At 71.3% G+C, this 26,522-nt stretch carries 27 protein-coding genes and 1 pseudogene; 15 read left to right on the forward strand and 13 right to left on the reverse strand.

Annotation, left to right across the window (positions count from 1 at the left end; translation table 11 throughout):
- The first annotated feature begins 38 nt into the window (after positions 1-38).
- The 4 genes from ACFZBT_RS23740 (at position 39) to ACFZBT_RS23755 (ending at position 4,732) form a co-directional block, all read left to right on the forward strand.
- The gene (locus ACFZBT_RS23740) at positions 39-956 is read left to right on the forward strand and encodes an SIS domain-containing protein (RefSeq protein WP_391106563.1); all 918 of its coding nucleotides are present in this window, start codon (positions 39-41) and stop codon (positions 954-956) included.
- Positions 957-1,228: 272 nt separating this feature from the next.
- Complete coding sequence (locus ACFZBT_RS23745) at positions 1,229-1,609, forward strand: hypothetical protein (protein ID WP_391106566.1); 381 nt, start codon at positions 1,229-1,231, stop codon at positions 1,607-1,609.
- A gap of 52 nt (positions 1,610-1,661) precedes the next feature.
- A complete protein-coding gene (locus ACFZBT_RS23750; RefSeq protein ID WP_391106569.1) occupies positions 1,662-2,228 on the forward strand; it encodes an antibiotic biosynthesis monooxygenase in 567 nt (188 codons plus the stop codon).
- Positions 2,229-2,335: 107 nt separating this feature from the next.
- Positions 2,336-4,732 carry a SpoIIE family protein phosphatase gene (locus ACFZBT_RS23755; RefSeq protein ID WP_391106572.1) on the forward strand — a complete coding sequence of 799 codons (2,397 nt, stop codon included), beginning with the start codon at positions 2,336-2,338 and terminating at the stop codon, positions 4,730-4,732.
- 56 nt (positions 4,733-4,788) lie between these two features.
- On the opposite strand, the gene ACFZBT_RS23760 is transcribed toward ACFZBT_RS23755, so the two are convergent.
- Together ACFZBT_RS23760 and ACFZBT_RS23765 are read right to left on the reverse strand one after the other, a co-directional pair.
- Positions 4,789-5,268: a flavin reductase gene (locus tag ACFZBT_RS23760; protein WP_391106575.1), complete on the reverse strand. Its 480-nt coding sequence runs from the start codon at positions 5,266-5,268 to the stop codon at positions 4,789-4,791.
- A gap of 140 nt (positions 5,269-5,408) precedes the next feature.
- Positions 5,409-6,107: a peptidoglycan-binding protein gene (locus ACFZBT_RS23765; RefSeq protein ID WP_391106577.1), complete on the reverse strand. Its 699-nt coding sequence runs from the start codon at positions 6,105-6,107 to the stop codon at positions 5,409-5,411.
- A gap of 159 nt (positions 6,108-6,266) precedes the next feature.
- Between ACFZBT_RS23765 and ACFZBT_RS23770 the strand changes: the two genes are divergently transcribed.
- Positions 6,267-6,977, forward strand: a complete 711-nt coding sequence (locus ACFZBT_RS23770; protein ID WP_391106580.1) for a TetR family transcriptional regulator — start codon at positions 6,267-6,269, stop codon at positions 6,975-6,977.
- A gap of 153 nt (positions 6,978-7,130) precedes the next feature.
- A complete protein-coding gene (locus ACFZBT_RS23775) occupies positions 7,131-7,544 on the forward strand; it encodes a zinc ribbon domain-containing protein (RefSeq protein WP_391106582.1) in 414 nt (137 codons plus the stop codon).
- A gap of 7 nt (positions 7,545-7,551) precedes the next feature.
- On the opposite strand, the gene ACFZBT_RS23780 is transcribed toward ACFZBT_RS23775, so the two are convergent.
- Positions 7,552-7,959, reverse strand: a complete 408-nt coding sequence (locus tag ACFZBT_RS23780; protein WP_391106584.1) for a PPOX class F420-dependent oxidoreductase — start codon at positions 7,957-7,959, stop codon at positions 7,552-7,554.
- 43 nt (positions 7,960-8,002) lie between these two features.
- Positions 8,003-9,181, reverse strand: a complete 1,179-nt coding sequence (locus ACFZBT_RS23785; RefSeq protein ID WP_391106587.1) for an aminotransferase class I/II-fold pyridoxal phosphate-dependent enzyme — start codon at positions 9,179-9,181, stop codon at positions 8,003-8,005.
- 24 nt (positions 9,182-9,205) lie between these two features.
- Here ACFZBT_RS23785 and ACFZBT_RS23790 point away from each other — a divergent pair, with 24 nt between their 5' ends.
- Together ACFZBT_RS23790 and ACFZBT_RS23795 are read left to right on the forward strand one after the other, a co-directional pair.
- Complete coding sequence (locus ACFZBT_RS23790) at positions 9,206-10,240, forward strand: hypothetical protein (RefSeq protein WP_391106590.1); 1,035 nt, start codon at positions 9,206-9,208, stop codon at positions 10,238-10,240.
- 97 nt (positions 10,241-10,337) lie between these two features.
- On the forward strand, positions 10,338-11,675 hold the full coding sequence (locus ACFZBT_RS23795) for an alpha-lytic protease prodomain-containing protein (RefSeq protein ID WP_391106593.1): 1,338 nt from the start codon (positions 10,338-10,340) through the stop codon (positions 11,673-11,675).
- 131 nt (positions 11,676-11,806) lie between these two features.
- On the opposite strand, the gene ACFZBT_RS23800 is transcribed toward ACFZBT_RS23795, so the two are convergent.
- On the reverse strand, positions 11,807-11,992 hold the full coding sequence (locus ACFZBT_RS23800) for a hypothetical protein (protein WP_189727635.1): 186 nt from the start codon (positions 11,990-11,992) through the stop codon (positions 11,807-11,809).
- A 100-nt stretch (positions 11,993-12,092) separates the two neighbouring features.
- The gene (locus tag ACFZBT_RS23805; protein WP_391106597.1) at positions 12,093-13,253 is read right to left on the reverse strand and encodes an ROK family protein; all 1,161 of its coding nucleotides are present in this window, start codon (positions 13,251-13,253) and stop codon (positions 12,093-12,095) included.
- Positions 13,254-13,425: 172 nt separating this feature from the next.
- Between ACFZBT_RS23805 and ACFZBT_RS23810 the strand changes: the two genes are divergently transcribed.
- The 4 genes from ACFZBT_RS23810 to ACFZBT_RS23825 are packed head-to-tail and all read left to right on the forward strand — an operon-like array spanning position 13,426 to position 17,922.
- Positions 13,426-14,391, forward strand: coding sequence for an ABC transporter permease subunit (locus tag ACFZBT_RS23810; RefSeq protein ID WP_391106600.1), 966 nt, complete (start codon positions 13,426-13,428; stop codon positions 14,389-14,391).
- An 18-nt stretch (positions 14,392-14,409) separates the two neighbouring features.
- Positions 14,410-15,333, forward strand: coding sequence for an ABC transporter permease subunit (locus ACFZBT_RS23815; protein WP_391106603.1), 924 nt, complete (start codon positions 14,410-14,412; stop codon positions 15,331-15,333).
- Positions 15,334-15,343: 10 nt separating this feature from the next.
- Entirely contained in the window at positions 15,344-16,693 is a 1,350-nt protein-coding gene (locus ACFZBT_RS23820) for an extracellular solute-binding protein (RefSeq protein WP_391106606.1), read from the forward strand.
- A gap of 29 nt (positions 16,694-16,722) precedes the next feature.
- Complete coding sequence (locus tag ACFZBT_RS23825; protein WP_391106644.1) at positions 16,723-17,922, forward strand: Gfo/Idh/MocA family oxidoreductase; 1,200 nt, start codon at positions 16,723-16,725, stop codon at positions 17,920-17,922.
- Positions 17,923-17,948: 26 nt separating this feature from the next.
- Here the strand turns inward: ACFZBT_RS23825 and ACFZBT_RS23830 are convergent, their stop codons facing one another.
- The 5 genes and pseudogenes from ACFZBT_RS23830 to ACFZBT_RS23850 form a co-directional block, all read right to left on the reverse strand.
- Positions 17,949-18,644: a L,D-transpeptidase family protein gene (locus tag ACFZBT_RS23830; protein ID WP_391106609.1), complete on the reverse strand. Its 696-nt coding sequence runs from the start codon at positions 18,642-18,644 to the stop codon at positions 17,949-17,951.
- Positions 18,645-18,764: 120 nt separating this feature from the next.
- Positions 18,765-19,214 (reverse strand): annotated as a pseudogene (locus ACFZBT_RS23835) (SDR family NAD(P)-dependent oxidoreductase); the annotation flags it as partial.
- 119 nt (positions 19,215-19,333) lie between these two features.
- Positions 19,334-20,248, reverse strand: coding sequence for an SDR family oxidoreductase (locus ACFZBT_RS23840; RefSeq protein ID WP_391106612.1), 915 nt, complete (start codon positions 20,246-20,248; stop codon positions 19,334-19,336).
- A 90-nt stretch (positions 20,249-20,338) separates the two neighbouring features.
- The gene (locus ACFZBT_RS23845; RefSeq protein ID WP_391106615.1) at positions 20,339-20,968 is read right to left on the reverse strand and encodes an MBL fold metallo-hydrolase; all 630 of its coding nucleotides are present in this window, start codon (positions 20,966-20,968) and stop codon (positions 20,339-20,341) included.
- Complete coding sequence (locus ACFZBT_RS23850) at positions 20,968-22,056, reverse strand: S-(hydroxymethyl)mycothiol dehydrogenase (protein ID WP_391106618.1); 1,089 nt, start codon at positions 22,054-22,056, stop codon at positions 20,968-20,970. Before ACFZBT_RS23850 ends, ACFZBT_RS23845 begins: the two co-directional genes overlap by 1 nt.
- Positions 22,057-22,237: 181 nt before the next feature.
- Here ACFZBT_RS23850 and ACFZBT_RS23855 point away from each other — a divergent pair, with 181 nt between their 5' ends.
- Both ACFZBT_RS23855 and ACFZBT_RS23860 read left to right on the forward strand, forming a co-directional pair.
- Positions 22,238-23,992: an ABC transporter transmembrane domain-containing protein gene (locus tag ACFZBT_RS23855; RefSeq protein WP_391106621.1), complete on the forward strand. Its 1,755-nt coding sequence runs from the start codon at positions 22,238-22,240 to the stop codon at positions 23,990-23,992.
- Between the two features lie 126 nt (positions 23,993-24,118).
- Entirely contained in the window at positions 24,119-24,484 is a 366-nt protein-coding gene (locus ACFZBT_RS23860; protein WP_391106624.1) for a nuclear transport factor 2 family protein, read from the forward strand.
- 18 nt (positions 24,485-24,502) lie between these two features.
- On the opposite strand, the gene ACFZBT_RS23865 is transcribed toward ACFZBT_RS23860, so the two are convergent.
- Positions 24,503-25,489 carry a CU044_5270 family protein gene (locus ACFZBT_RS23865; protein ID WP_391106626.1) on the reverse strand — a complete coding sequence of 329 codons (987 nt, stop codon included), beginning with the start codon at positions 25,487-25,489 and terminating at the stop codon, positions 24,503-24,505.
- Positions 25,490-25,668: 179 nt separating this feature from the next.
- Positions 25,669-26,220 (reverse strand): sigma-70 family RNA polymerase sigma factor, encoded by a 552-nt coding sequence (locus tag ACFZBT_RS23870; RefSeq protein ID WP_391106629.1) that lies wholly within the window; start codon positions 26,218-26,220, stop codon positions 25,669-25,671.
- 105 nt (positions 26,221-26,325) lie between these two features.
- On the opposite strand from ACFZBT_RS23870, the gene ACFZBT_RS23875 reads away from it, so the two are divergent.
- Positions 26,326-26,522 (forward strand): cbb3-type cytochrome c oxidase subunit I (locus ACFZBT_RS23875; RefSeq protein WP_391106632.1); only part of this gene is annotated, 197 nt, incomplete at its 3' end.

Genomic DNA, 26,522 nt, shown 5'->3' on the forward strand with positions numbered 1-26,522 from the left:
TATGTTGAACGTTCGTGGGAGACGAAGGAGGCGCACCGGTGCCATCGCCGCAGCAGGCACGCGCACAGGCATCCGCGATCACCTCGGGGAAGGCCGCACCCGAAGCGGAGGTCTCCCCGTCCTCCCAGCTGCGAACACTCTTCGACCGGCCCCGGCTGTCCCCGGGCCAGCGGCGCATCGCCCAGTACCTGATCGAGCACATCACCGAGGCGGCGTTCCTGTCGATCACGGACCTCGCCGACCGGGTGGGCGTGAGCCAGCCGTCGGTGACACGGTTCGCCTCGGCGGTGGGCTTCAGCGGGTACCCGGCGCTGCGGGAGAAGCTCCAGTCGATCGCGCTCGGCACCCTCGCGGGCGGCCCGGCCGAAGAGATCCGGGGCAACGAACTGCAGGCTGCGGTCGACGCCGAGATCGAGAACCTGGAGAACCTGCGGCGGGACCTCGCCGATCCGAACCTGGTGATCGACATCGGCCGTGAACTGTCGTCGTCGACCCCGCTGACCGTCCTCGGACTGCGCATCTCCGTCTCGCTCGCCGAGTACTTCGCCTACGCCGCCCGGCGGATCCACCCGGACGTCAGGCTCGTGACCCGGGGCGGCAGTGTCGCCTACGACGCCCTGCTGCAGTCGCGGGAGGCGGGCGGCACCTGGGTGCTGGCGTTCTCCATGCCCCGGCACGCACAGGAGACCCTGACGGCCGTGCGCGTGGCACGCGGTGCCGGGCTCAAGGTCGCCCTGATCACCGACCTGGCGCTCGGGCCGCTCGCGGACGAGGCCGACGTCGCCTTCGCCACCGGCACCGGATCGCGCCTGGTCTTCGACTCCTACGCGGCCCCGGGCGTGATGTGCTCGGCGCTGCTGCAGGCCATGACGGACGCCGACCCGGAGCGGACGCAAGCCCGGCTCGAGGAGTACGAACAGGTCGCCGACCAGCACCATTTCTTCCTCAGGGACTGAGGCACGGCGGGCCGGACCGGTCACCGGACCAGACAAAGGGATCATCCGCAACAAAGCACGCATGAATGTTTTCATGCTCCTTGCAAACCGGATGGCATATATAAATACTGCTCACGGATCGCGACCCGGCCCTTCCGGATCCGTTCCCGCCCGTGGAGGCCGGGTCCTACCCACTCCGGCGTCCCGGGTGTCCGTGGCGGCCCCGGCCATCCCCTAGGCCGGGGCCGCCCCGACCCGTCGTCCACCCTCACGACGCCGCACACCCGGAAGCGATGATCATGCCCCTGACGACCACGCGCATCAGCCCGGACTGGCCCTGCCAGGTCAAGACCCCCGGGAGCTACGACTGGGAGCGCTCGGCGGCCAAGTGGCTGCGCGAGCTGGTGCCCACGCGCTACGGCGGCTACCCGGTGTTCATCCGCCATCCCGTCCTCCTCGCCCGGCACGCCCAGATCCAGGTCCAGCAGGAGATCCGGGTCGCCCGCACCGCCCTGCAGACCGCCCGCGCCGACCTGCCCGGTCTCGGCCTGCACGAGGGCGTCATCGAGCACACGATCAAGCTGTACGCGGCCGAGGTCATGCAGCTGCAGCACATCGCGCGCAGCGTCCGGGCGGTCACCCAGGCGCTGGTGGAGGCGAACCGCCAGCCGTGACCCCGGGGACCGGGGGTGCATGACCCGCGCCGTGCGTGGCACACGTGACGGAATGAGCACCACCGAAGTCCGGCGCGGAGAGCCGGTGACCACGGTCCTGACCTGGCAGGTGCGCCCCGGTCATGAGCGCGAGTTCGAAAAGTGGACGCGTGGCATCTCCCGCTGTGCCAGGCAGTTCCCGGGCAACGAGGGCGTCTCCTGGCTGGAGCCGGAGGACGGCCACCGCTTCCACGCGGTGCTGCGCTGGTCCGACCAGCACCGGCTCGCCGCCTGGCTGGAGTCCGGGGAGCGGGCACGCTGGCACCGGAAGATCGAGGACATCGCCACCGAGGTCACCAGCGAGCGCCAGTCGACCACCGGCATGGAGACGTGGTTCAGTCTGCCGGGCACGACCGTGCAGGCCCCGCCCAGGTGGAAGATGGTCCTCACGACGTTCCTCGGCGCCTATCCGTTCACGCTGCTCATCACGTGGCTGGTGACGCCGCAGACCACCGGCTGGCCGCTGCCGCTGCGGGCCGCCGTGTTTCCCCTGGTGCTGCTGCCGGTGCTGACCTATCTGGTGATGCCGCGGCTCAGCCGGCTGCTGCGGCTGTGGCTGTATCCGCGCGACGGCCACTGACCAGCGCGGGAAGCCGGACCTGACGGGCAGGACGCGGCGGGGTCCCGGGGGCGGTCCGTGCGCACAAGACGGTCTTCGAACGGGCCCGGGTGTGCCATGCTCGACGCGTGACGAGCGAGCCTGTGACACCGGCGCAGCCCAGTGCCGCACCGGACCTGGTCGAACTGGCCAAGATCGTCGCCCGGCAGCGCGCCGAGCTGGACCGGCTGCGCGACCAGGCGGCGATGTCAGCTGTCGTGGAGCGGGCCACGGGCGCGGAGATGGCGCTGACCGGGTGTTCCGCGGACGCGGCCGGCGAACAGCTGCTCCAGCGGGCCAAGGCGGCCCGTCACACCCTGCTGGAGGAGTGCTGGATCACGCTCGGGCGTCTGGCGCCGGCTCCGCCCGACCCGGGCGAGGCGACCGGTCCCGTCGGCACCGGCACCTCGGGGCCCGTGCCCGGCTTCCCGGAGGACACGACCACCCCGGACGACGTCGCCGCCGCCCTGGCCCGGATCGGCCAGGCCCTCGTCCGGGTGACGACACCGCAGGACCTCGCGCGGTGCCTGCTGGAGCATCTCGCGCCGGACATGGCCGCGGACGCGATCATGCTCTACGCCCGCAGGCCCGACGGCGGCCTCGAACTGATCGGGCACGCCGGCATCGAGGACCAGCTGGCCGCCCAGTGGAGCCAGGTGCCGCCGCTGAGCGGGATCGCGGCGCTGGACGCGCTGCGGGCCGGCGAGCCGCGCTGGCTGGAGGACTTCGCCTCGGACGCCCGGCGGTACCTGCTGATCGGCGAGCCCCCCGAGCGGTGGCGGTCACGTGCCTGGCTGCCGGTGTCCACGGCCGGATCGGCCGCCGTCTGCATCGGCGTGCTGCGCGGCCGGGCCGAGTCGTTCACGCCCCGCGACCGCGCTCACCTGCGGGGTGTCACCGGGCTGTGCGCCGGCCGGCTGCGTGCCTTCGACGCACCGCCGGAGCGGTCCGCCGACGCCGCCACGGACGCGGTGCAGGAACTGTTCGACGCGCTGCCGCTCGCGGCGATGCTGCTCACCCCGCTGAGCACCGCGTCGGGTGAGACCGAGGACTTCCGGGTGGAGGCCGCGACCGCTCAGGCGGGCGATCTGCTGGGCCGTCCCGGTGAGGAGCTGGCCGGGCGGCGGCTGCTGGAGTTCCGGCCCGCTCTGGCGGGCGAGCCGCTGTGGTGGGGCTGCGTGCACACACTGGCCACTGGGGAGCCGTACGAGAGCGAGCAGTTCGCGCACGAGGAGGTCCTGGCGGGCATCGCCGCGCTCTCCACGTACACGGCGCGGGTGGCGCCGCTGGGCGACGCACTGGTCGTCAGCTGGGTCCGGAGCGGCTCCTCCGACCGGCAGGAGCAGCGGCTGGCGGATCTCCAGCGGCTGGGCAACCTCGGCTGGGCGAACTGGAACCTGGCCACCCTGGAGGCCTCCTGGTCGACCCAGGTGTTCGCCATCTTCGGCCGGGACCCCGCGGACGGCCCGGTGGGTCTCGCCGGTCTTCCGGAGCTCGCGCTGCCCGAGGACGCGCCCGCGCTGACCCGTGCCGTCCGCGCGCTCGTCGACGACGGCCGGGCGTTCGACCTGCCGTTCCGCATCAGGACGTCCGGGGTCATCCGGCATCTGCGCCTGGTGGCCGAGACCGTGGCCGACATGCACGGCACGCCCGTCGAAGTGCACGGTGTCGTACAGGACTTGACCGACCAGCGGCGTGCGGAGCTGGCCCTGGTCGAGAGCGAGCAGGCGATCCTCACGCAGAACGACGTGCTCCGGGCCGAGCGGACCCTGGCGTCCCGGCTTCAGCACGCGCTGCTGCCGATGGCCAACCGGCCGGTGCAACTGGCGGGACTGCGCGTCGAGGTCGCCTACCTGCCCGCCCAGTCGGGGGTGCACGTCGGCGGCGACTGGTTCAGCGCCGTGGAACTGCCCGACGACGGGGCGCTGCTGGTGGTCGGCGATGTCGCCGGGCACGGCGTCGGCGCCGTCGCCACGATGGCGCAGCTCCGCTTCACCGCGAAGGGCATGGTCATCACCGGCTCGTCGCTGACCGGCGCGCTCGCCCGGTTGAACACGCTGCTGCTGCACTCCCGCGACTCCCATGCGACGGCCACGATGGTGCTGGCCCGCTACAACCCCCGGCAGCGGCGCCTGGTCTGGGCCCAGGCCGGGCATCCCCCGCCCCTGCTGCTGCGGGACGGCGAGGCGCGGTATCTGCGCCGGCCCCGCGGCATGGTGCTCGGGGCGACCTCCACGCCGGTCTACGAAGAGACGGAGTGCCGCCTCGAACCGGGCGACCGGCTCATCCTCTTCACCGACGGTCTGGTCGAGCACCCTCCGGAGAGCATCGACCGAGGGATGGAGCGGCTCGCCGAGGCGGTGGCGGCTCCGCACACCGACGGGCCCGGATCGCTCGGGCCGTTGCTCGCGCGGATGCTCCCGGAGGAGCGGCGGGACGACGTGTGCGTGGTGGACGTCAGGGTTCCGAGGGTCCCGAAGCGGTAGGGCAGGCCGGGGCCCCGGGGCGGGACTCACCGCGGTGTCGCAGGCGGGGTGCGAGATCAGTCGACCGGGTGACCCGGCGCGATGGCCTGGGCGTCGGACAGACGCAGCAGGTGACCCTCGTACGCCTCCTGTCCGCCCCATTCGACCGGGTCGAGAACGAAGCCGATGTGGTCTCCGCCGCCGGCACGCGTCACGATCCGGCCGACGAACCAGGCCGGCACGTCCTCCAGGACGACGGCCCCTCCGTACGCCTCCCTCAGCGGCAGCCCCTGGAACTTGTCCGTCCGGTCGCCGGTGCGCCCACCGAACAGCTCGGCGAGGCCGCGCTGTTCACGGTCGAGCAGGTGCACGGCCAGCACCTCGGCGTTCCGGGCCACCCGGAAGGTGTGGTTGAGCTCGGACAGCCACACCACGAACCGCACGGGCCGGATCGAACACTGCGAGGCGAACCCGACCAGACAGCCCGCCCGTTCGCCCTCCGCGACGGCCGTGACCACGCACATGTCGGAATCCAGCAGACCGACGAACGCGTCCATGCCCACACCACCACACCTCCGCCACCGTGGCTGACACCTCTCGTCCTCACCTCACCATGCCGGGAGTGGGGGTGCCATGCCGGGACACGGTGCCGCCGCCGGGGCCGATGCGACCCGACAGCAGAGGCAGGCGACGCCCGTCAGCTCGTGTTCGCCGCGGTGCGGGACTCCAGGGCCGTGCGGGTGTCGTTGCCGTAGACGCCTGTCTCGTCGCCGCGGATGCCGTACCAGAGTTGGAAACGGGCTACCGCCGCGGTCAGGGTGGGGTCGTAGCTGCCGCTGGTGGAGCCGTCCCGGTAGACGTCCGGGATGCGCAGGAGGCGTTCCTGGAGTTCGGTGACCTCGGGGCCGGTGGCTCCCTCGCGAAGGGTGCCGGGGCCGTCGGGGTCGGCCGGAACGGCGGCGGGTGGGGTGGGGGTGGGCGTAGCGGCAGGCGTGGGGGCGGACGCGGTCGGGCGGGGGGCGGGGGCCGCGGTGTCCTCGGTCTTCTCGCCGCGGAGCAGCAGCGCACCGCCGAAGCCGATCACCGCCGCCGCGACGACCGCCACCGCTGTGGCGGCGCGGCGCAGTCCGGATCCGGGGCGTACGGCACGGCCGTCACGGCGGGCTCGGGCCACCGGCGGGATCTCCTGCGTCAGGGCCTCGGAGCCGGGCGGCGGTCCCGGCAGAGCGACGGATTCGTAGCCGCCGGACTCGGGTACGCCGGACGCGGAGGCGGTCTGTTCCCGGTACTCCCGCATCAGTTCGGCCAGCCCGTCGGTGCGGCGGGGCCGCAGGACGCGTATGGGTTCGAGGGCCGGGCCGTCGTGCGGCTGCCGGGGCTCGGACGGTGTCGACACGCTGCTCTCCTTCCGTCCGGGCTCACAGGCGCCCGTCTTCGAGGATCGTTCCGCCGCTAGATACGCGGCTTCCGGGCCAGGAGTTCAGAGAGCACTCAGTTCCTTCCGATGACTGCACTGAGTGCCATCGGCGGCCTTTCGGGTGCTACGTTCCAGCCCATGAGCTCCGAGAAAGCCGACCTCGGGAACGGAAAGCCGCCGATGCGGGACGCCCTGGTGGCGGCGGCCTTCCAGTTGTTCCTCGAGCGGGGTTACGAGCAGACCACCGTCGACGACATCGTGGCGCTCGCCGGCGTCGGACGGCGCTCGTTCTTCCGCTACTTCCCCTCCAAGGAGGACGTGGTCTTCCCGGACCACGAGCGGTGCCTGGCCGACATGACGGCCTTCCTGGCGGAGGGCTCGGACGACGACGAGCCCGTGCGGCGGGTCTGCGACGCGGCGCGGCTCGTGCTGCGGATGTACGCCGAGAACCCGACGTTCTCCGTCCAGCGTTACCGCCTGACCAAGCAGGTCCCCGGGCTGCGCGCCTACGAACTGTCGGTGGTGTGGCGCTACGAGCGCGCCCTCGCCGAGTATCTGCGCCGGCGTTTCGCGGCCCGCCGGGACGGGACCCTGCAGGCCGACGTGATCGCGGCGGCGGTGGTCGCGGCACACAACAACGCGCTGCGCTCCTGGCTGCGTTCGGACGGACAGGACGAGGCCGGCGCCACGGTGGACCACGCGCTGGCGTACGTGCAGTCGGCCTTCGGCAGCACGCCGGCACCGGTGGCGGACCCGCAGCCGGAGGACGTGGTGGTCGTCGTCTCGCGGCGCGGAGCGCCTCTGTGGCGGGTCGTGCAGGAGATCGAGTCGACGCTGGGGCGATCCTGAAGGTCCGCACATTCGAGGGTACGGAGTGCCTTTACGAGTGGCACTGAGTGCCATACGCTGTGCTGCGTGCACGGTGGCACGGCGAACCGGGCACGCGTGTGCGCGGGAGACCGCGCACCCGGGATTCCGCCCGAGTGCAGGGAGTTGACCAGCGTGTACCACCACCCAGGAAGCGTCACTCAGCAGGCCGCCGGATCCTCCATGGGTCTCCTCGACCCGAGGGCCCAGGACACGGACGCCATCCTCTTCCAGCGCTGCACCTGGTGCGGCACCGCCATGTTCCACCGCCTGCTGTGTCCGGTCTGCCGGGGCAGCGACCTGCGGACGGAGCGCAGCGAGGGCACGGGCACGGTGCGCCACTCCACGGTGGTGCACCGCAACACACCCGCGGCGCGCAATGTGTCCATGATCGAGATGGCCGAGGGGTTCGTCGTGCGCGGCCGGGTGATGGGCCCGCCGATCGGCATCCACAGCGGGGACCGGGTGCGGCTCTCCACGGCCAAGGACCCGGTACGGAGCGAGCCGGTCTTCCAGCTGCTGGACGAGCCGTACCGGGCCTGGAGCTGACCGTCCTTCAGCCTGCGGGCTCGGCGTCTTGGGGTGCGAGAACGATCCGCAGACCCACGGTGCCGTCCAGGCCCCGGCGCAGCCGGCTGCCGAGCAGGGTGAGCCGGCCCGTGAGGCCGTACTTGCGGGCGATCAGCTTCCGGTAGCGGGCGGTGGTGGCGGGGTCGCTGATCTCCGCCGTCGCGGGCACCGGCTCGCCGGTGGGGTTGCCGCGCAGGTCACAGGGGCCGACCAGGACGTCGGCGCGGTTGCGGATCCGCTTGACCTTCCAGGAGTCGGCCACCGTCCAGACGCCGAGCGCGTCCCCGTCGCGTACCACCCAGACGGGGGTGGCGACCGGCGTACCGTTCCTGCGGTAGCTGGTGATCAGCAGGTATTTGCCCGCACCCAGTTCGTCCAGCGCACTGTCGTCCATGGCGGGCAGTGTATGAGCGTGACCCGCGCGGCGCGCCCCCGGGTCAGCGCAGCGCGGCGGCCATCGCGCGCACCGCTTCCGTGATCACCTCGGGCGAGGCCGCCAGGTTGAGGCGGACGTGCCCGGCGCCGCCGGTGCCGAAGGGCAGGCCGGAGTTGAGGGCCACACGGCCGCGGTGCAGGAAAACGTCCGCCGGGTCCCCGCCGAGGCCGAGCGCGCGGCAGTCGAGCCAGGCGAGGTAGGTGGCGTCACCCGGGCGGTAGCGGACCGCGGGCAGGTGCTCGGCCAGCAGATCCGCGAGCAACCGCCGGTTGGTGTCGAGGCCGGTCAGCAGGGCGTCCAGCCAGGCGACGCCGTCACGCAGGGCGGCGGTGTGGGCGATGATGCCGACGTGGCTCGGTCCGTGCCCGACCTCCTCGGGCATCCGGGCCAGGTCGGCGACGGCCCCTGGCCCGGCGATCGCGAGGGCGGCCTTGAGCCCGGCGAGGTTCCAGGCCTTCGAGGCCGACATCAGCGACAGGCCGCGCTCGGCGCCCGGCACGCTCAGGTACGGCACGAAGTCCCTGCCACCGACCACCAGCGGCGCGTGGATCTCGTCGGCGACGACCCGCACGCCGTACCGCTCGGCGAGCGCGGCGACGGCGGACAGTTCCTCCTCCGTGTGGACGACGCCGGTCGGGTTGTGCGGGCTGCACAGCAGGTAGGCGGCCCGCCCTCCGCCCGAGACCGCCTGCCGGAAGGACTCCTCCAGGGCACCGGGGTCGATACGCCCGTCCGCCCCGAGCGGAGCCTCCGCCACACGCCGGTCCATGTGCGCGATGAACTGGTAGAACGGCGGATACACCGGCGGGTTCACGACCACCGCGTCCCCGCTCCCGGTGACCAGCTTGAGCATCTCGACGACGCCCAGCATGACGTCGGGCACGATCGCGGTGCGCTCCACGGCGAGCCCGTCCCAGTTCCACCGCTTCTCGGCGAAGGCCGCCAGCGCCTCCGCGTAGGCCGTGCCGGCGGGGTAGCCGGTGTCCCCGAGGGCGAGTGCGTCGGTGACGGCCCGCACGACGGGCTCGGCGAGCGGCACGTCCATCTCGGCCACCCACAGGGGCAGCACGTCCTCCGGGTAGGTGCGCCACTTCATGCTCGTACGGCGACGGAGGCGGTCGAGGGAGAGGACTCGCAGCGGATTCGGTTCACCGGACGTCTCGTGCGGGATCCTGGTCATGGTCACACGATAGAAGGCTGTGCGGTGAGCGGGAATCTTACGGACGGGGTGCGGGGCGGGGCCGGCGGGCGGTTCCTGGAGATCGCCTGCGACGAGTCGGGGTCGGACGGCGAGAACCTCACCGGCGGGAACACGGACGTGTTCGCGCACGCCAGTGTCTCGCTGTCCGTGACGTCGGCCGCGGCGGCCGTACGGGAGATCCGGGACCGGATCAGATCGCCAGCGGAGGAGTACAAGGCGAACCACCTGCTGCGGGAGAAGCACCGCGCGGTGCTGGAGTGGCTGCTGGTGCCGGAGGGCCCGATACACGGGCAGGCGCGGGTGCATCTCATGGAGAAGTCGTTCTTCGTGGTGGACCGGACGGCCGGTCTGCTGCTGGGCGACCCGGCCGCGGCGGTCGTCCTGTTCCGCGAGGGACGCCGGACCTTCGGGGAGGAGGGCTGGCGGGCCTTTCTGGAGGCGGCCAACAGGCTCCTGCGGGTCCGCAACAACGGAGAGCCGGGCGCCCCCGTCGAGGGGTTCTACGACACGGTCGACGCCCTGCGGCAGGCGCATCCGCACACCGACGCCGGGAGGGTCCTGGCCCGGCTCGGGGCGACCCGGTCCCGCGCGGTGTCCTATCGGGCCGGCTTCCTGGACGGACCGCCCCTGATCCCGGTGCTCAACCCGCTGCTCCCGGCGATCGTGCGAACGTCCGCGCTCTGGAGCGGGGACGGGCGGGAGGTCCGTCTGGTGCACGACCGGCAGAACATGCTGACGCCCGACCGCATCGCGTGGATCGGGGAGGCGGCCCGGCGTGCGGGGGTCGCACTGGCCGGGCTGCGGCTCGTCGTCGCGCGCGAGGACGCGCGGGTGCAGGTGGCGGACTTCCTGGCCGGGATCGCCCGCAAGATCGCCTCCGACGAGCTGAACGGGCGCGGGGACCGCGAGCTCACCGCCCTGCTGCGGCCCTATGTCGATCCGGCCTCGGTGTGGGGCGACACCCGGAGCCTGGCGCTGCTCGCGGCCCCGGCCGCTCCGGTCACCGGCCCGGCGGTGAAGAGATCACGCGCGCGCTGAACACGGCGCGGCTCCGCTCCGTATGGAGAACAGGGCGCTCAACTCAAGGAGGGCCCCGCGGTGTTCGCACCGCGATGTTCGGGTTCGGGAGCCATGCATGAGGCACGCACGACGACGGGTCGTCCGGCGAGTGACACAGCTGGCGGCCGTCGGCGGACTCCTCCTCGGAGGAACGATGGTCACCACCGCTGTGGCGAGCGAGCCCCCCGGCTCGACCGTCGGCGTGCCCTATTCGGCGAAGCCGGGCACGGGCATGGGCACCGACCTCGTGTCCCGGCTCGGGACCTCCCGCACGGCGGGCAGCTGGGTCGACTCGTCCGGGCGCCCGGTCGTCGCGGTCACCGACGAGAAGGCGGCCGCCGAGGTCGAGCGCGCGGGCGCCAAGGCAAAGATGGTGCGCCACAGCATGAGCGCCCTCAAGTCCGCCACGTCGACGCTGCGTTCGGCGCCGCGGGTGGCCGGGACCTCCTGGGCCCTGGACTATCAGAACAACCAGGTCGTCGTGCGGGGCGACAGCACGGTCTCCTCGTCCGACTGGTCCCGGCTGACCGAGGTCGCGGACGGCATCGGCGGCTTTGTGCGCATGGAGCGCACCGAGGGCACGTTCACGACGCGCATCAACGGCGCGGAGCCGATCCTGTCGACCGCCGGACGCTGTTCCGCGGGCTTCAACGTGACGGACGGGACGACCGACTACATCCTCACGGCGGGGCACTGCGGACCCGACGGCTCCGTCTGGTTCTCCGACGACCGGGGCCGCGACCAGGTCGGCACGTCGCTGAAGGGGAGCTTTCCCGGCGACGACTACTCCCTGGTGAAGTACGACAGCGGCAAGGCGGGCAAGGGCGCGGAGGTCGTCGCGGTCGGCGAGGGCGAGGGTGTGCGGATCACGGGTGTGGCCGATGCCGAGGTCGGGGAGAAGATCTTCCGCAGCGGCAGCACCAGCGGGTTGCGCGAGGGCGAGGTGACGGCGCTGAACGCGACGGTCAACTACCCCGAGGGCACGGTCACCGGGCTGATCGAGACGAACGTGTGCGCCGAACCGGGCGACAGCGGCGGCCCGATGTTCGCCGACGGGATCGCGCTCGGCCTGACCTCGGGCGGCAGCGGGGACTGCAGGGCGGGCGGCACGACGTTCTTCCAGCCGGTGACGAAGGCGCTGACCGAGCTGGGAGTCAAGCTGATCGTGGCCGAGCAGGCCGGTGGCGCCGCGCCCGCGCCGTCGGCCTCGGGTGCCGCTTCGCCCGGCTCGTCGGCACCGGTGACGGGCGAGGACGTGGCGGGGGTGCTGACCCGCCTCACCGACCCGCGCAACGTCGGCCCCGGCCTGCTCGTCATCGCGGGCAGCCTCCTCGCCCTGGTGGCTACCCGCTGGATCCGCACGGAGCAGGACCGCAAGGCGTATCGGCAGTACTACTCGGCCACTTGGGGATGATGGCTGCCGGATCGGGGGCGCCTCGGCGGACGTCCGGGGCGCATGAGAGAGGTGCATGAAAGAAGGGCACCCCCTTGGTCAGGGGTGCCCGGGGGACGAGGGTCCGGGGTGTCCGCGGATCTGAATGACGCTCAGGCCGCCGGCACGGACTGCGGGGCCGCGGCGGCCCACTCCAGGACGAGCCGCCGGTACTCCTCGCGCTGCTCGACACTCAGTGTCCCGCCCGACCGGCGCCACAGGGCCCGGATCTCCTCGTTGACCTCGTCAGCCGATCGCTCGGATGAGGATTCAACAGTGGTGGACATGCTGTGAAGCATACGATCCCGGACGTGAAGACGATGTGAGTAATCACGAGCCAATCGGGCATTCCGGACAGTGTTACTGATCACGTCCATCTCCCGGTAAACGTGAGGCTGTTCACGCTTCGGCCGATCCCAGGACCAGCACCTTGATAGCCAGCACGGCGGCGCCGCGCGCCCAGTCGTGAAAATCGGACACCTTCGTCTCGAGATCGACCGGTGCGGCCAGGGGGTGCCGGTTGTCGCGGATGACCTCCTCGACCGTGTCGCCCGCCACATCCATCAGCCCGACCCCCTCCCCCGCCAGCAGGATCTTCTGCGGCATCACGAAGTTGGAGATCTGGGCGACGAGCGTGCCCAGCGCGCGTGCGGCCTCGCCGATGACCCGGGCGGGCATCGGCTCCCCGGCGGCGGCCAGCGCGAGGATCTCCTCGTAGGTCCGGTCGCGGCCGGTGGCGGCCTGGACCTGGTAGCGGATGTTGGGGATGGTCAGCAGCGAGACGGCGCTGCCGCGCCGGCCGTCCGGGGTGAGCGGGCCGCTCGGGTCCACGATCCAGTGACGGCCGAAGCCGCGGTCCTCCTCGGCGCAGGACACCCGCTTCCCGCCCAGGACGAGCCCGTAGCCGATGCCGGCGCCGATGGTGAGGACGGCGAAGCGGTCCAGACCGCGCCCGGCGCCGAACCAGGTCTCCGCCTCGACCAGGGCGGCGACGTCGTTCTCGACGACCACGGGCAGTCCGGTGCGCTCCTCGACGAGTTCGCCGAGGGGGACGTCGCGCCACAGCAGGAACGGGGACTCTCCGACCACGGCACGGTCCCGGACGAAGCCGCCGACCCCGATGCCGATCCCGGCGAGCCGGGGGTGCTCGGCGGCCAGTTCGGCGGTCATGGCGCCGAGCACATCGGCGACCCCGGCGGGGTCGTGGGTGGTGAGCGGACGGTCGTGGCGGGCGACGATGTGGCTGCGGAGGGTGGTGACGACGCAGTAGACCGTATCCTCGGTGATCTTGAAGCCGAGGAAGGAACCGGAGTCGGCGACGATGTCCAGCGGCTGCGAGGGACGGCCCTGGCGGGTCTCCGCAGGCGCTCCGGCCTCGGCCGCCTCGACCAGCAGGTTCGACTCGATCAGCGGCTTGGTCAGCCGGGTGAGGCTGCCGGGCGACAGTCCCAGCCTCCGGGCGAGCTCGGTCCGGGACAGCGGGCCGTGGACGAGTACTTCGATCGCCACGGAGCGCTCCCCCGCGCTCAGCGGCAGCCAGTCGGCGGTGCCTGCGGTCATGTACGTCCGACTCCCCTCAGCCCTTTTTTTCACACCGAAACCAACATGACCACTCTAAGGCGATGAGGGTTCCTGCGAAAAGATGTTTGCGCACCCCTTGACGCAGCAATTGTTTCGCACCAAAAGTAAGTCCCGCCAGAGGACGAGCCGCCGTATGCGAGGGAGTCGCCCGATGACCATCGCCTCCAGCAGTCCTCCGTCGCGTCTGCCCGCGGGCGGCGCCGCGGAGGCACGCAGCAAACCCAGGACACGCCGGACCGAGGTGGGGGACAACCGGGGAGACGGACGGCTGGCCGCGGTGTTCATCGCGCCGGCGCTGCTCGGCTTCCTGGTCTTCCTGCTCTGGCCGACGCTCCGGGGCATCTACCTGAGCTTCACCCGCTTCAACCTGCTGACGCCGGCGGAGTGGGTCGGCCTGGACAACTACGTCCGCATGGTCAACGACCCCATCTTCTGGGACTCGCTGTGGGTCACCGTCGAGTACGTCGTGATCAACATCGGCGTGCAGACGGTCGCTGCGCTCGCCATGGCCGTCCTGCTGCAGCGGCTGACCCAGTCGGCGATGCTGCGCGGGATCGTGCTCACGCCGTACCTGATGTCGAACGTCGTGGCCGGCCTCGTCTGGCTATGGATCCTCGACACACAGCTCGGCATCGGCAACGAGATCATCAGCGCACTCGGCGCCGACCGCATCCCGTTCCTCGCCGACGAGACCTGGGCCATCCCGACGATCGCGCTCATCAACGTGTGGCGGCACGTCGGCTACACCGCCCTGCTGCTCTTCGCCGGCCTCCAGGCGATCCCGAACGACATGTACGAGGCGGCCAGGGTAGACGGCGCGAGCGAGTGGCGGATGTTCTGGCGGATCACCATGCCGCTGCTGCGGCCGATCCTCGCGGTCGTGCTGATCATGACCGTGATCGGGTCGTTCCAGGTGTTCGACACCGTCGCGGTGACCACCGCGGGCGGTCCGGCGAACGCGACCAACGTGCTCCAGTTCTACATCTACGGCTCCGCCTTCGGGCGCTTCCAGTTCGGCTACGCCTCGGCCATGTCCGTCGCCCTGCTGGTCGTGCTGAGCGCGATCACCATCCTCCAGTACCGGCTCACCCGGGCCGGCCGGACCGACCTCGGCTGACGGAAGGGAGACACCGACATGGCCACCGTGACGACAACGACGCCCACGACCCTGCGGCCGGTCCGGCGCAGGTTCCCCTTCGGGCGAGCCGCCGCCTGGACCGTGATGGGACTGATCGTCCTCATCACCCTGCTGCCGTTCTACTGGATCCTGCGCACCGCGCTCTCCACCAACGCCGGCCTGAGCGCCGACCCGACCAACCCGCTGCCGGTGGACCTCACCACAAGCGGATTCGAGCGGGCCCTGGGACTGCAGTCGGCCGAGGAGGCCGTCAAACAGGGCGGCGCGGGCGGCGGGCTCGACTTCTGGCGCTACCTGCTCAACTCCGTGCTGGTCTCGACCCTGATCACCGGCTGCCAGATCTTCTTCTCCGCGATGGCCGCGTACGCCTTCTCACGGCTGCGCTGGCGGGGCCGGGACAAGGTCTTCGGGCTGTTCCTGGCCGGGATGATGGTGCCGGCCATCTTCACACTGCTGCCGAACTTCGTGCTCATCAAGCAACTGCACCTGATCGACACGCTCCTCGGTATCGCGCTGCCCACCATGTTCATGACGCCGTTCGCGGTGTTCTTCCTGCGGCAGTTCTTCATGAACATCCCGAGTGAGGTCGAGGAGGCCGCGCTGCTCGACGGCGCCGGGAAGATCAAGATCTTCTTCCGGGTGGTGCTGCCGATGGCGTCCACGCCGATCATCACGCTGGGCGTGCTGACGTACATCACCTCCTGGAACGACTACTTCTGGCCGCTGATGGTCTCCTACAGCGACAGCTCGCGGGTGCTGACCGTGGCACTGGCGGTCTTCCGGGCGCAGACCCCGGCGACCGGCGTCGACTGGTCCGGGCTCATGGCGGCGACGCTGATCGCCGCGCTGCCGATGCTCGTGCTCTTCGCCTGCTTCGCGCGCCGCATCGTCAGCTCCATCGGCTTCACCGGGATCAAGTAAGGGGACTGTGATGCGAATTCGACTTCGTCCGCTCATAGCGGCGACCGGAGCGCTGGCGCTGTCCCTGGTCAGCGGATGCGCGCAGTCAGGCGCCGCCGGATCCTCCGCGAACACGGTCACGTACTGGCTGTGGGACGCCAACCAGCTGCCCGCCTACCAGGCCTGCGCCAAGGGGTTCGAGAAGGAGAACCCGGGGCTGAAGGTGAAGATCACGCAGCTCGGCTGGAGCGACTACTGGACCAAGCTCACCGCCGGGTTCATCGCCGGCACCGCGCCGGACGTGTTCACCGACCACATCCAGAACTTCGGCCAGTTCGCCGATCTGAAGGTCCTCGAACCGCTCGACGACCTCGGCATCAAGGACTCCGACTACCAGCCGGGCCTCGCCGCCAACTGGGTCGGCAAGGACGGCCACCGCTACGGCACTCCGAAGGACTGGGACACCGTCTCGCTGTTCTACAACTCGAAGATGACCGAGGAGGCCGGGCTCAGCGCCGAGCAGCTCAACAGCCTGTCCTGGAACCCGAAGGACGGCGGCACCTTCGAGCAGGCCATCGCCCACCTCACGATCGACAGGAAGGGCAAGCGGGGCGACGAGCCGGGCTTCGACAAGAACAACGTCAAGGTGTACGGCATGGCCACGGGCGGCGGCGGCTTCGGCGACGGCCAGACGCAGTGGAGCCCCTTCACCGGCTCCGCCGGGTGGAACTACCTGAACAAGCCGCGCTGGGGCACGAAGTACCAGTACGACAGCAAGACCTTCCAGTCGGTCGTCGACTGGTACTTCGGCCTGGCGAAGAAGGGCTACATGCCGCCGCTGTCGGACTACAACATCCAGTCCAACCAGCAGAACACGCAGATCGCGGCGGGGAAGGCGGCCACCACCTTCGACGGGGCCTGGATGATCTCCACCTACGCGGGCTTCAAGGGCCGGGACATGAAGACCGCCCGGACGCCGGTCGGTCCGACCGGCAAGCGCGCCACCATGATGAACGGCCTCGCCGACTCCGTCACCAAGGCCTCCAGGAACAAGGCGGGCGCCAAGAAGTGGGTGGCGTATCTGGCCTCGGACAAGTGCCAGACCGTCGTCGGCAAGTACGGCGTCGTCTTCCCCGCCACCGCGGCCGGCACCGAGGCCGCCGTCGCCGCGTACCGGAAGAAGGGCCTCGACGTCTCGTCGTTCACCGACCCGGTGGCCGACAAGAAGCACGCCCGGACCTTCTCGTACCCGATCGCCAGCTACTCCGCGGACATGACGGCGCTCATGCAGCCGGCGATGGAGGACATCTACGGGAACGGAAAGCCCGTCAGCAGCCTCGACCAGACCAACGACCAGATCAACCTGATCCTCTCGCAGTGATCACCCGCACAGTGAAGGGCATGTCTCCCATGACGTTCTCCATCGGCATCGTCGGCGCCGGACAGTTCTCGGGCCAGTTCGCCACCCTTTTCCAGGCCCACCCCGGCGTCAGCGACGTCTACGTCACCGACCTGCTGCCCGAGCGGGCCGAACAGCTCGCCGCCGCGCAGGGCCTCGCCGGTACCTTCCCGTCGTACCAGGCCATGCTGGAGTCGGAGGACGTCGACGCGGTCGCGATCTTCACCCAGCGCTGGACGCACGGTCCGCTGGTGCTGCAGGGCCTCAACGCCGGCAAGCACGTGTACTCCGCGGTTCCCATGGCGATCAGCACGGAGGAGATCGCGGCGATCATCGACACGGTCAAGGCCACCGGCCTGACGTACATGATGGGCGAGACCAGCGAGTACAACCCGGCGACCGTGCACGCCCGCAACCAGATCGCCGAGGGCGCCTTCGGGCGGCTCTTCTACGCCGAGGGCGACTACGTCCACGACATGGACCTGGGCTTCTACGAGGCCTACCAGTACAGCGGCGGCGAGAACTGGAAGGCCACCGCCAGCTATCCCCCGCTGCTGTACCCGACGCACGCCATCGGCGGGGTGCTGGGCGCCTGGCAGACGCACGCCGTGAGCGTGTCGGCGATCGGTGTCCTCGACGACCGGGGCGACGGCGTCTTCGACAAGGACGTCAGCCAGTTCGGCAACGACTTCTCCAACGCCACCGCGCTGTTCGAGGTCGCCGGCGGCGGCTCGTTCCGTACGAACGAGTTCCGGCGGGTCGGCTACCCCTCGCACATACGCGAGTCGCGCTTCCGCTTCTTCGGCACCGAGGCGAGCATGGAACAGCTCGCCACGGTCGCCCTGTGGCAGGACAAGCAGGGCGTGAAGGACATCAGCGAACTGCTGGAGCCCAAGCCCACCATGGCTCCCGACGACCCGTCGCTGCAGCACATCGCGCCGGAGCTGCGGGCCGCCTTCACCTCCGGGTCGGCGCCCGTGCACGACCGGGAGCGGCTGCCGAGGGAGTTCGACAACCTGCACAACGGCCACGAGGGCAGCCACCACTTCCTGGTGGACGACTTCGTGACCGCCGTCAACTCGCGCACCCTGCCGTCGGTGAACGCGTGGGTGGCCGCCCGCTACACCTTGCCGGGCATCATCGCGCACGAGTCCGCGCGGCAGGGCGGGGTCCGGCTGGAGATCCCGGACTTCGGGGACGCGCCCCAGTAGGAGGCTTGCGGGCCGGGTGCCTGGGATCAGGTGCCCGGCTTGCGGCCGTACACGAAGACGTCGTCGTTCTTCTTCAGCAGCGACCAGTACTTCTTGGCGTCGGTCTTGGTCATGTTGACGCAGCCGCGCGAGCCGGGCGGGTTCCACATGCTGACGCTCGCCTGGTGGAAGGCCTGACCGCCGTCGAAGAACTGGGCGTAGGGCATCGGCACGTCGTAGATGGAGGAGACGTGGTCGATGTTGCGCCAGTAGATCTTCTTCAGGCCCGTGCGGGTCTCGTCGCCGTCGCGGCCCGTGCGGACCGGGACGGGACCGTAGACGAGCTTCTTGCCGTCCTGGATCCAGCTCAGCTGGAGGGTCAGGTTCACACAGGCGATCCGGCCCTTGTTGACCGGGCACTTGCCGTCCTTGTTGGGGTTCGTCCCGACGGCCTTCTGCTTCAGCATCAGGTCCATCACGCCCCAGGTGACGGGTCCGGCGTAGCCGGCGTTCGGGGAGATGCCGTGCTTGGTCTGGAAGGCGCGGATCGCCTTGCAGTCGGTGGCGGACTGCTTGCCGTCGACCGGACGGCCGAGGAACCTCTCCACCTGCTTCTGGTACGGGCCGGTCTGTGTGGTGCAGCTCGCGGCCTGCGCCGGGGTGGCGCCGAGCGCGAGTGTGAGCGGTGCCACCAGGCCGGTGACCCCGAGTGCGACGGCTCCCCGTCTGCGTACGTCCCCCATGGCTCGTCCTGCCCTTTCGCGGAGATGGTCTGCGGTGTTCTGCCAGCTAGACGGGCGAAGGGGCGGTTCGGTTGTGCGGGAGTTCAGCCTGCGTCGAAACGGTGACATAGTTCACCGCGCCTGCATGCCGTTGACGGAGCCGATAGCGGCGACGGCGCCGCGCCCCGAGGCGGCCAGGTGTGGCAGTGCGGCACGGCAGCAGCGGTACGCGCCGGACAGGGGGACGTCGAGGTCGCGCGCCCACGACTCGTCCGGTTCGTACTCGAAGAGGGGCGCGTCGGGCGAGCAGTGGGCGGCGCTGTTGACCAGAACGTCGAGCGCGCCGAGCGTGTCCACGGCGTGGGCTACGGCGGCCTCGACCGCCGCCTGGTCGGCCACGTCGCACGCGCGCCCCTCGGCGGTGAGTCCCTGGTCCCGCAGGGCCCGCGCGGTTCGCGTGGCCGCCGCCGGGTCCTGGTCGGCCACCAGGACCCACGCGCCTTCCCCAGCGAACCGGCGGGCGGTGGCGGCGCCGATGCCGCGTGCCCCGCCGGTGATGAGAACCCCGTACCGTTCCTGTGGACTGAGCAGGAGTGAGCCTACTCAGCCGCACGCCCCGAACGGTCTCGGGCGCACTGGTCCCCGGCGTGCTCAGCCCCGGGACAGCGACGCGCATCCTGTACGTGGTCCGATGCAAGGAGGCCAGTGGCTCAGCGGTAGCCGCTGGTGTCGGCCGGCTTGCCCGCGTCCTGGACCTCGACGAGGTAGCGCCAGGCGTCCGGGCGGCTGCCGTCCACATCGGTGAAGCCGTAGACCTGGGCGAGGCCGCCGCTGGAGAGGGACTGGCCGTTCCAGCGCGCCACCTCCGGGTCGGCGGCGAGCGCGGCCACGGCCCGGCCGACGTAGCGCGGGGTCTCCGAGATGGCGAAGTGGGGGACGCGCTCCAGGGCGTCGCGCCAGTTCTCCTCCCGCACCTCGAAGCCCTCCAGCATGATCTCCGAGCGGAGCCAGCCGGGGGTGAGGGCGACGGCGGTGGCGCCGCGCGGGCCGAGCTCGTGGCCGAGGGCGAAGGCCATGCGCAGAACGGACGTCTTGGCGAGGTCGTAGAAGAAGCTCACGCGGTAGTTGTCGCGGTTGTAGTCGGCGGTGCCGTCGGTGACCTCGACGACCAGGCCGCCGGGGTGACGCAGCAGCAGGGGCAGGGCGTGGTGGCTGGTGATCGCGTGTGTCTCGACGGCGAGCCGGAGCAGGTGCAGCCCGTTGTCGAGGTCGTGCTCCCAGACCGGGGCGTCCCATGCGAAGAGCTTCTCGCCGCCCCAGATGTCGTTGACGAGGACGTCGAGGCGCCCCTGCTCGTCGTCGATCCGCTCCACGAGGGTGCGGACCTGTGCCGGGTCGAGGTGGTCGGTGGGTACGGCGATGCCCTGTCCGCCGGCCTCGGTGACCAGGTCGGCGGTGTCCTCGATGGTCTCGGGCCGGTCGTACTCCGAGCGGCGGGTGCGCGTGCTGCGTCCGGTGACGTAGACGGTGGCGCCCGCCGCGCCGAGTTCCACCGCCATGCCCCGTCCGGCGCCCCGGGTCGCACCGGCGACCAGTGCGACCTTGCCCTTCAGCGGAGCTGACATGTCCGACCTCCCGTGATCTTGGCTGCTCGTCGCATTCAGGGTGACGGGTAAGCCGGACATCCTCTGTCGCCTTTTGCGGGCGACACGCGGTCAGTGCCCCCGGGTGATCCACTCCTGGAGGTGGGGCGCCTCCGCACCGATGGTCGTGGCGTCCCCGTGCCCGGTGAGGACCTTCGTCGCGGGCGGCAGCGTGAGCAGCCGGTCGCGGATCGAGTCGATGATCGTCGGGAAGTGCGAGAAGGAGCGGCCGGTGGCGCCGGGGCCGCCCTGGAAGAGGGTGTCTCCGGTGAAGACGGTGGCGAGACCGGGGTCGTACAGGCACACCGCGCCGGGCGCGTGCCCCGGGGTGTGCAGGACGCGCAGGTCGGCGCCGCCGGCCTCGATCGTCTGGCCGTCGACCAGCCAGGCGTCGGGCGCGCGGTCCGGGTGGGTCTGCTTCCACAGCGGCAGGTCGTCGTGGTGCAGCCAGATCGTGGCGCCGGTGCGCTCGGCGAGGGCGGGGGCGGCGTCGATGTGGTCGTTGTGGGCGTGGGTGCACACGATGGCCGTGAGCCGGCGGTCCCCGACGGCCCGGGCGATGGCGTCGGCGTCGTGGGCGGCGTCGATGACGACCGCCTCGTGGTCGTCGCCGACGATCCACACGTTGTTGTCGACGTCCCAGGTGCCGCCGTCGAGGCTGAACTGGCCGGAGGTGACGAGGTGTTCGACTCGGGTGGCCATCAGAGCACCACCACCGAGCGCAGCACGTCGCCGTGGTGCATCCGCTCGAACGCCTTCTCCACCTCGTCGAGCTGGATGGTCTCGGTGACGAACGCCCCGAGGTCCAGGCGCCCTTGCAGATGCAGGTCGATCAGCATGGGGAAGTCGCGGGAGGGCAGGCAGTCGCCGTACCAGCTCGACTTGAGCGATCCGCCGCGGCCGAAGACGTCGAGCAGCGGCAGTTCGAGCTTCATCTCCGGGGTGGGCACGCCGACGAGGACGACCGTGCCGGCAAGGTCGCGGGCGTAGAAGGCCTGCTTGTACGTCTCCGGGCGGCCGACCGCCTCGATGACGACGTCGGCGCCGAAGCCGCCGGTCAGCTCGCGGATGGCCTCGACCGGGTCGGTCTCGCGCGAGTTGACGGTGTGGGTGGCGCCCATCGACCGGGCGGTCTCCAGCTTGCGGTCGTCGATGTCGACGGCGATGATCCGCGCCGCTCCGGCCAGCTGCGAACCGGCGACGGCCGCGTCACCGACGCCGCCGCAGCCGATGACGGCGACCGTGTCGCCCCGGCCGACGTTGCCCGTGTTGATCGCGGCGCCGATGCCGGCCATGACACCGCAGCCGAGCAGCCCCGCCACCTGCGGGGCGACCTCCGGGGCGACCTTGGTGCACTGTCCGGCGGCGACCAGCGTCTTCTCGGCGAAGGCGCCGATGCCGAGGGCCGGGGAGAGCTCCTGGCCGGTCGAGGCGAGGGTCATCTTCTGCCCGGCGTTGTGGGTGTCGAAGCAGTACCAGGGCCGCCCGCGCAGACAGGCCCGGCACTTCCCGCACACCGCGCGCCAGTTGAGGATCACGAAGTCGCCGGGCTCGACGTCGGTGACGCCGTCGCCGACCGCCTCGACCACGCCCGCGGCCTCATGGCCGAGCAGGAACGGGAAGTCGTCGCTGATGCCGCCCTGCTTGTAGTGCAGGTCGGTGTGGCACACCCCGCAGGCCTGGACGGCCACGACCGCCTCTCCGGGGCCGGGGTCGGGCACGACGATCGTCTCGATGCGCACCGGCTCGTCCTTGCCGGGTGCGATCACACCGCGTACTTCCTGCGCCATCGCGCTGACTCCTTCGTCGGCCGGATCCGTCCCTTCCGACCCTACGCGTGACTGATCGGTAAGGGGCACGGATCGGCCACCTCAGACGCATGATCACGAGTTCGCCCACCGGCGAAATACCGGGCACCGCACGAGGCCCGAGCCGTAGCCTGAACGCTCCGCCCGACGCCGAAGGAGCGACGTGAGCCTCGCAGCGACCGATACCGCCGTGCCTCCCTGGCGGCTGCTCCTCGGATACGTCCGGCCGCACCGCTGGTCCCTGGCCGCCGGTGCCGTGCTCTCGCTGGTCACCGGGGCGACCGGGCTGCTGCTGCCGCTGGTGGCCAAGGGCCTGATCGACGACCTGTCGCACGACCGGGCCATCACCGGGGCGCTGCTGGCGATGTCGGCGCTGGTGCTGGCCAACGCGGTGATAGGGGCGCTGGGTTCGTACGTACTGCAGCGCACCGCCGAGTCGGTGGTGCTCGGGGCGCGGCGCGCGCTGTCGTCGTATCTGCTGCGGCTGCGGATCACGGCCGTGGACCGCAGCGAACCCGGGGATCTGATGGCCCGCATCACCTCCGACACGACGCTGCTGCGCCAGGTCACCACCAACTCGCTGGTCGGTCTGGGCACCGGTGGTCTCACCCTCGTCGCGACGATCGTGATGATGGGCCTGGTGGATGTCGTGCTGCTGGGCGTCACGCTGGCCGTGATCGCGGGTGCGGGGGTGATCCTCGGCGTGATCGTGCCGCGTATCAACAAGGCGAGCCGGCGGGCGCAGGACGCGGTGGGTGTCATGGGTGCCTCGCTGGAACGGGTCCTCGGCGCCCTGCGCACCGTGAAGGCGTCCGGTGCCGAGCACCGGGAGGAGGTCACGCTGCACGAGGCGGCCGAGGAGTCCTGGCGGCAGAGCGTGCGGGCGGCCAGGTGGTCGGCGGCCGCGGGCAACACCGCGGGGCTCTCCATGCAGGTCGCCTTCATCACGGTGCTCGCGGTGGGCGGCGCGCGCGTCGCGACCGGCGCCGTCGACGTGGGCACGCTGGTCGCGTTCCTGCTGTACGTCTTCTACCTGATGTCGCCGATACAGCAGGTCGTCGGCGCCGTCACGCAGTACCAGACGGGTGCCGCGGCCCTCACCCGCATACAGGAGGCGCTGCGCCTGCCCGCCGAGCCGTCCACCCGGTTCGCGCCGCGGCCCTCCCCCGGCGAGCGACCCGCCGCCCTCGCCTTCGACGACGTCCGCTTCCGCTATGCCGAGGACCTGCCGTACGTCCACCACGGCGTGACGTTCGCCGTGCCCGCGCAGGGCATGACGGCGTTCGTGGGCCCGTCCGGCGCCGGCAAGACCACCGTCTTCTCGCTGATCGAGCGGTTCTACGACCCCGACTCCGGCGTGATCACGCTCGACGGCCGGGACCTGTCCGACTGGGAGCTGCCCCGGCTGCGGGCCTCGATCGGCTACGTGGAGCAGGACGCGCCGGTCCTGTCGGGCTCGCTGCGGGACAACCTGCTGCTGGGCAACCCGGAGGCGGACGAGGACGCGCTCGCGCGAGTGCTGAAGACGACCCGTCTCGACGGTCTGGTGTCCCGGCTGCCCGCGGGGCTCGACACGCTCGTCGGGCACCGCGGCACCAAGCTGTCGGGCGGTGAGCGGCAGCGCGTCGCCATCGCCCGCGCCCTGCTGCGCCGCCCCCGGCTGCTGCTGCTCGACGAGGCGACCTCGCAGCTGGACGCGGTGAACGAGGCGGCGCTGCGCGACACCGTCGCGGACGTGGCCCGTACGACCACGGTCCTCGTCGTGGCGCACCGGCTGTCCACGGTGACGATGGCCGACCGGATCGTGGTGATGGACGCGGGCCGGGTCCGGGCCGTCGGCACCCACCGCGAACTCGTGACCTCCGACCCGCTCTACGCGGAGCTGGCGGCGACCCAGTTCCTGGCGGCGGCCGACTGAGCCGCCCGGGTGAGGACCGGTGGCCCGGCTGCGCTTGCCGAGCCCGGCGGGCGGGAGGAAGCTCAGGGGGTGAGGCTTCTCGCGGCCCGCTCCCCGTCGGGTCGCGGCCCTTCGAAGGAGGTCATCATGGGAACCGCGGCAGACCCCGCCTTCGACCGAGAGATCCTGCGCCGGGGCGTGGAAGGACAGACCCCGGAGATGCTGCTCTCCCTCTACGCCGACGACGCGGAACTCCGCATCGTGGACCGCACGACCCAGCCCAGTCACCCCAAGGTCCTGCACGGCCGGGACGAGATCGGCCGGATGCTGGAGGACGTCTACAGCCGCGACATGACGCACAAGCTGGAGAGGTGCGTCGTCCAGGGCGACGAGGCCGCCTACAGCGAGAGCTGCCAGTACGCGGACGGCGTGCGCGTCCTGTCCGAGTCCATGATCTCGCTGCGCGGCGGAAAGATCACCGAGCAGACCCTGATCCAGGCCTGGGACGAGTAGGGTCCGCCCGGCGTGTGATCAGCGCATCCAGGCGCTGTAGGACATCACGTCGCCCTTCTTGACGCCGTACTCCGGTTCGTCGGCGGTGAAGGTGCTCTCCAGGCCGAGGACGGCACCGGTGGCCGGGTCCGTGATCAGCATGTGGCGGACGCCGGAGCCGTCGTACACGTACGCCTGGCCGCGCCGGCCCAGCCGGTCGGTCACCTGGCCGACCGGCCGCAGCCCCTCGGCGTCGGCCAGGAGCCGGACGAGCGCCGCGGTCTCCCGGGCGCCGAGGGTCCAGTGGTCGAGCAGTACCTCGACGGCGTCGAGCAGTTGGGGCGTGGTCAGCGGCCCGTCGTCGTACTGGGCCTCCGTCAGGTAGGCGCGCAGCCGCGCGGGGTCGCTCGGCGGAGGGGACTTGGGCGGTGCGTCACTCCAGCTCGGCGGATAGGTCCGGTCACTGATCACGTGTCCGTCGTCGACGAGGTGGGGCTCGCCGCCCGCGGCGGAGAGGACCGGGCGGCCCGGATGCCTCGGGTCGGTGGCCACGACGAGCTCGGTGTGACTGGCATCGGCCCGCCAGCGCACGATGCGTTCCTCGGGCAGGGTGATCGGGGGCTTGTCGTCCGACATGCCCAGGCTCCAGGACTGCACGTGGGTGCCCTTGCGCAGGCGGGGCGAGCCGTCCGCCGCGGCCTGCTCGGCCCGTTCGGCCAGCCGGTCCAGGGGCACGGGGGTGGAGCCGGCCCGCACCACCAGCGGGCGGGGCGCGGCGACGGCCGGAGTGGTGTCCGGTCCGCTCAGCACGAGGGTGAGGGTCAGGGCGGCGACGACGGCCGTGGCCACGAGCCCCCAGGCCAGCCGGGGCCGGCCCGGGCCGGGCAGCAGGCGGCGGGAGGGCCGTTCACGCAGCAGACGTTCGAGCCGGCGCTCGGCGTCGTGGTCCAGGGGTCCGTCGCCGAGGTGGGGGCCGTCGTGCGGCACCGGGTTGGCGCCGCGGAGCAGTTCGAGTTCGTCAGCCATGGCCGTGTTCCTTCGGGGCGGTCATGCGGGCGGCGGGCCGGGGGCACGGGGAGCCGGCCGTGGGTGCCGAGGTACGGAGCCGGATCTCACCAGCCGTCACTTCCCCGCTCCTGAGGCAGGTTCGGGCGGCGAAGACGCGGCGTGGCAGGCAGGGGCCACCGCTCGTCGCGGACGACGCGTCAGTCATCGTCCCGCCCTCCCATGGAGTGCGCGCCGGCCGTGGCCTGCTCGGGGGCCATGCGGTCGATCTCGGCTCTCAGCCGGCGGCGGGCGCGGTGCAGCCGCATGGCGGCGGCCCGGCCGCCGCAGCCGAGGGCCACCGCGACCTCGTCGATGCCGAGTTCCTCCCAGGCCGTCAGGCGCAGCACCTCCTGGTCGGCCGCGGAGAGGCGGGACAGCGCCTCGTGGACCCAGGCGCCGGGTACGTCGGCCTCGGGGCCCGTCGCGATGTGCCGCCCGTGCGCGGTGTCGTCGTTGCCGAGCCGGTCGACGAGCCGGCGGCGGCGGCCGTGGCCGCGTACCGCGTTGGCCAGGCAGTTGCGTGCCACGCCGTACAGCCAGGGCAGCGGGGAGGGCGGCAGGTCGGCCCGGCGCCGCCAGGCGACCGTGAACACCTCCGCCACCACTTCCTCCACCTCGCCGGCCCGCCCCTCCAGTCGCCGTGCGACATAGCGGCTGACCGCCCAGTAGTGCTCGCGGTAGGCAGCGGCGAAGATCTCGTCGTTGCTCATGTCCCGTTCGTGTCCGGCACCTTCTCGATCGTCACACCCGTTTTCGTGATTCTCGTCGCGTGCGTGCAGTGTGACGTCCGGGCGGGGCTCGGACACAGGCGGGGTATGAGGCACCTCAAGTGGCTGACGACCACGGACCACAAGACGATCGGCACGCTGTATCTGGCGACGTCGTTCGCGTTCTTCGTCATCGGTGGCGTGATGGCACTGTTCATGCGCGCCGAGCTGGCCCGGCCGGGTCTGCAGATCATGTCGAACGAGCAGTTCAACCAGGCGTTCACGATGCACGGCACGATCATGCT

The sequence above is a fragment of the Streptomyces sp. NPDC008137 genome, from assembly GCF_042957035.1.
Classification (GTDB): Bacteria; Actinomycetota; Actinomycetes; order Streptomycetales; family Streptomycetaceae; genus Streptomyces.

Bases quoted from the DNA above. Each gene is read 5' to 3' on its own strand.
- ACFZBT_RS23745 (WP_391106566.1), top strand. From the start codon at position 1,229: ATGATCATGCCCCTGACGACCACGCGCATCAGCCCGGACTGGCCCTGC.
- ACFZBT_RS23750 (WP_391106569.1), top strand. From the start codon at position 1,662: ATGAGCACCACCGAAGTCCGGCGCGGAGAGCCGGTGACCACGGTCCTG.
- ACFZBT_RS23760 (WP_391106575.1), bottom strand. From the start codon at position 5,268: ATGGACGCGTTCGTCGGTCTGCTGGATTCCGACATGTGCGTGGTCACG.
- ACFZBT_RS23770 (WP_391106580.1), top strand. From the start codon at position 6,267: ATGAGCTCCGAGAAAGCCGACCTCGGGAACGGAAAGCCGCCGATGCGG.
- ACFZBT_RS23780 (WP_391106584.1), bottom strand. From the start codon at position 7,959: ATGGACGACAGTGCGCTGGACGAACTGGGTGCGGGCAAATACCTGCTG.
- ACFZBT_RS23785 (WP_391106587.1), bottom strand. From the start codon at position 9,181: ATGACCAGGATCCCGCACGAGACGTCCGGTGAACCGAATCCGCTGCGA.
- ACFZBT_RS23795 (WP_391106593.1), top strand. From the start codon at position 10,338: ATGAGGCACGCACGACGACGGGTCGTCCGGCGAGTGACACAGCTGGCG.
- ACFZBT_RS23800 (WP_189727635.1), bottom strand. From the start codon at position 11,992: ATGCTTCACAGCATGTCCACCACTGTTGAATCCTCATCCGAGCGATCG.
- ACFZBT_RS23805 (WP_391106597.1), bottom strand. From the start codon at position 13,253: ATGACCGCAGGCACCGCCGACTGGCTGCCGCTGAGCGCGGGGGAGCGC.
- ACFZBT_RS23810 (WP_391106600.1), top strand. From the start codon at position 13,426: ATGACCATCGCCTCCAGCAGTCCTCCGTCGCGTCTGCCCGCGGGCGGC.
- ACFZBT_RS23815 (WP_391106603.1), top strand. From the start codon at position 14,410: ATGGCCACCGTGACGACAACGACGCCCACGACCCTGCGGCCGGTCCGG.
- ACFZBT_RS23820 (WP_391106606.1), top strand. From the start codon at position 15,344: ATGCGAATTCGACTTCGTCCGCTCATAGCGGCGACCGGAGCGCTGGCG.
- ACFZBT_RS23825 (WP_391106644.1), top strand. From the start codon at position 16,723: ATGACGTTCTCCATCGGCATCGTCGGCGCCGGACAGTTCTCGGGCCAG.
- ACFZBT_RS23830 (WP_391106609.1), bottom strand. From the start codon at position 18,644: ATGGGGGACGTACGCAGACGGGGAGCCGTCGCACTCGGGGTCACCGGC.
- ACFZBT_RS23840 (WP_391106612.1), bottom strand. From the start codon at position 20,248: ATGTCAGCTCCGCTGAAGGGCAAGGTCGCACTGGTCGCCGGTGCGACC.
- ACFZBT_RS23845 (WP_391106615.1), bottom strand. From the start codon at position 20,968: ATGGCCACCCGAGTCGAACACCTCGTCACCTCCGGCCAGTTCAGCCTC.
- ACFZBT_RS23850 (WP_391106618.1), bottom strand. From the start codon at position 22,056: ATGGCGCAGGAAGTACGCGGTGTGATCGCACCCGGCAAGGACGAGCCG.
- ACFZBT_RS23860 (WP_391106624.1), top strand. From the start codon at position 24,119: ATGGGAACCGCGGCAGACCCCGCCTTCGACCGAGAGATCCTGCGCCGG.
- ACFZBT_RS23865 (WP_391106626.1), bottom strand. From the start codon at position 25,489: ATGGCTGACGAACTCGAACTGCTCCGCGGCGCCAACCCGGTGCCGCAC.
- ACFZBT_RS23870 (WP_391106629.1), bottom strand. From the start codon at position 26,220: ATGAGCAACGACGAGATCTTCGCCGCTGCCTACCGCGAGCACTACTGG.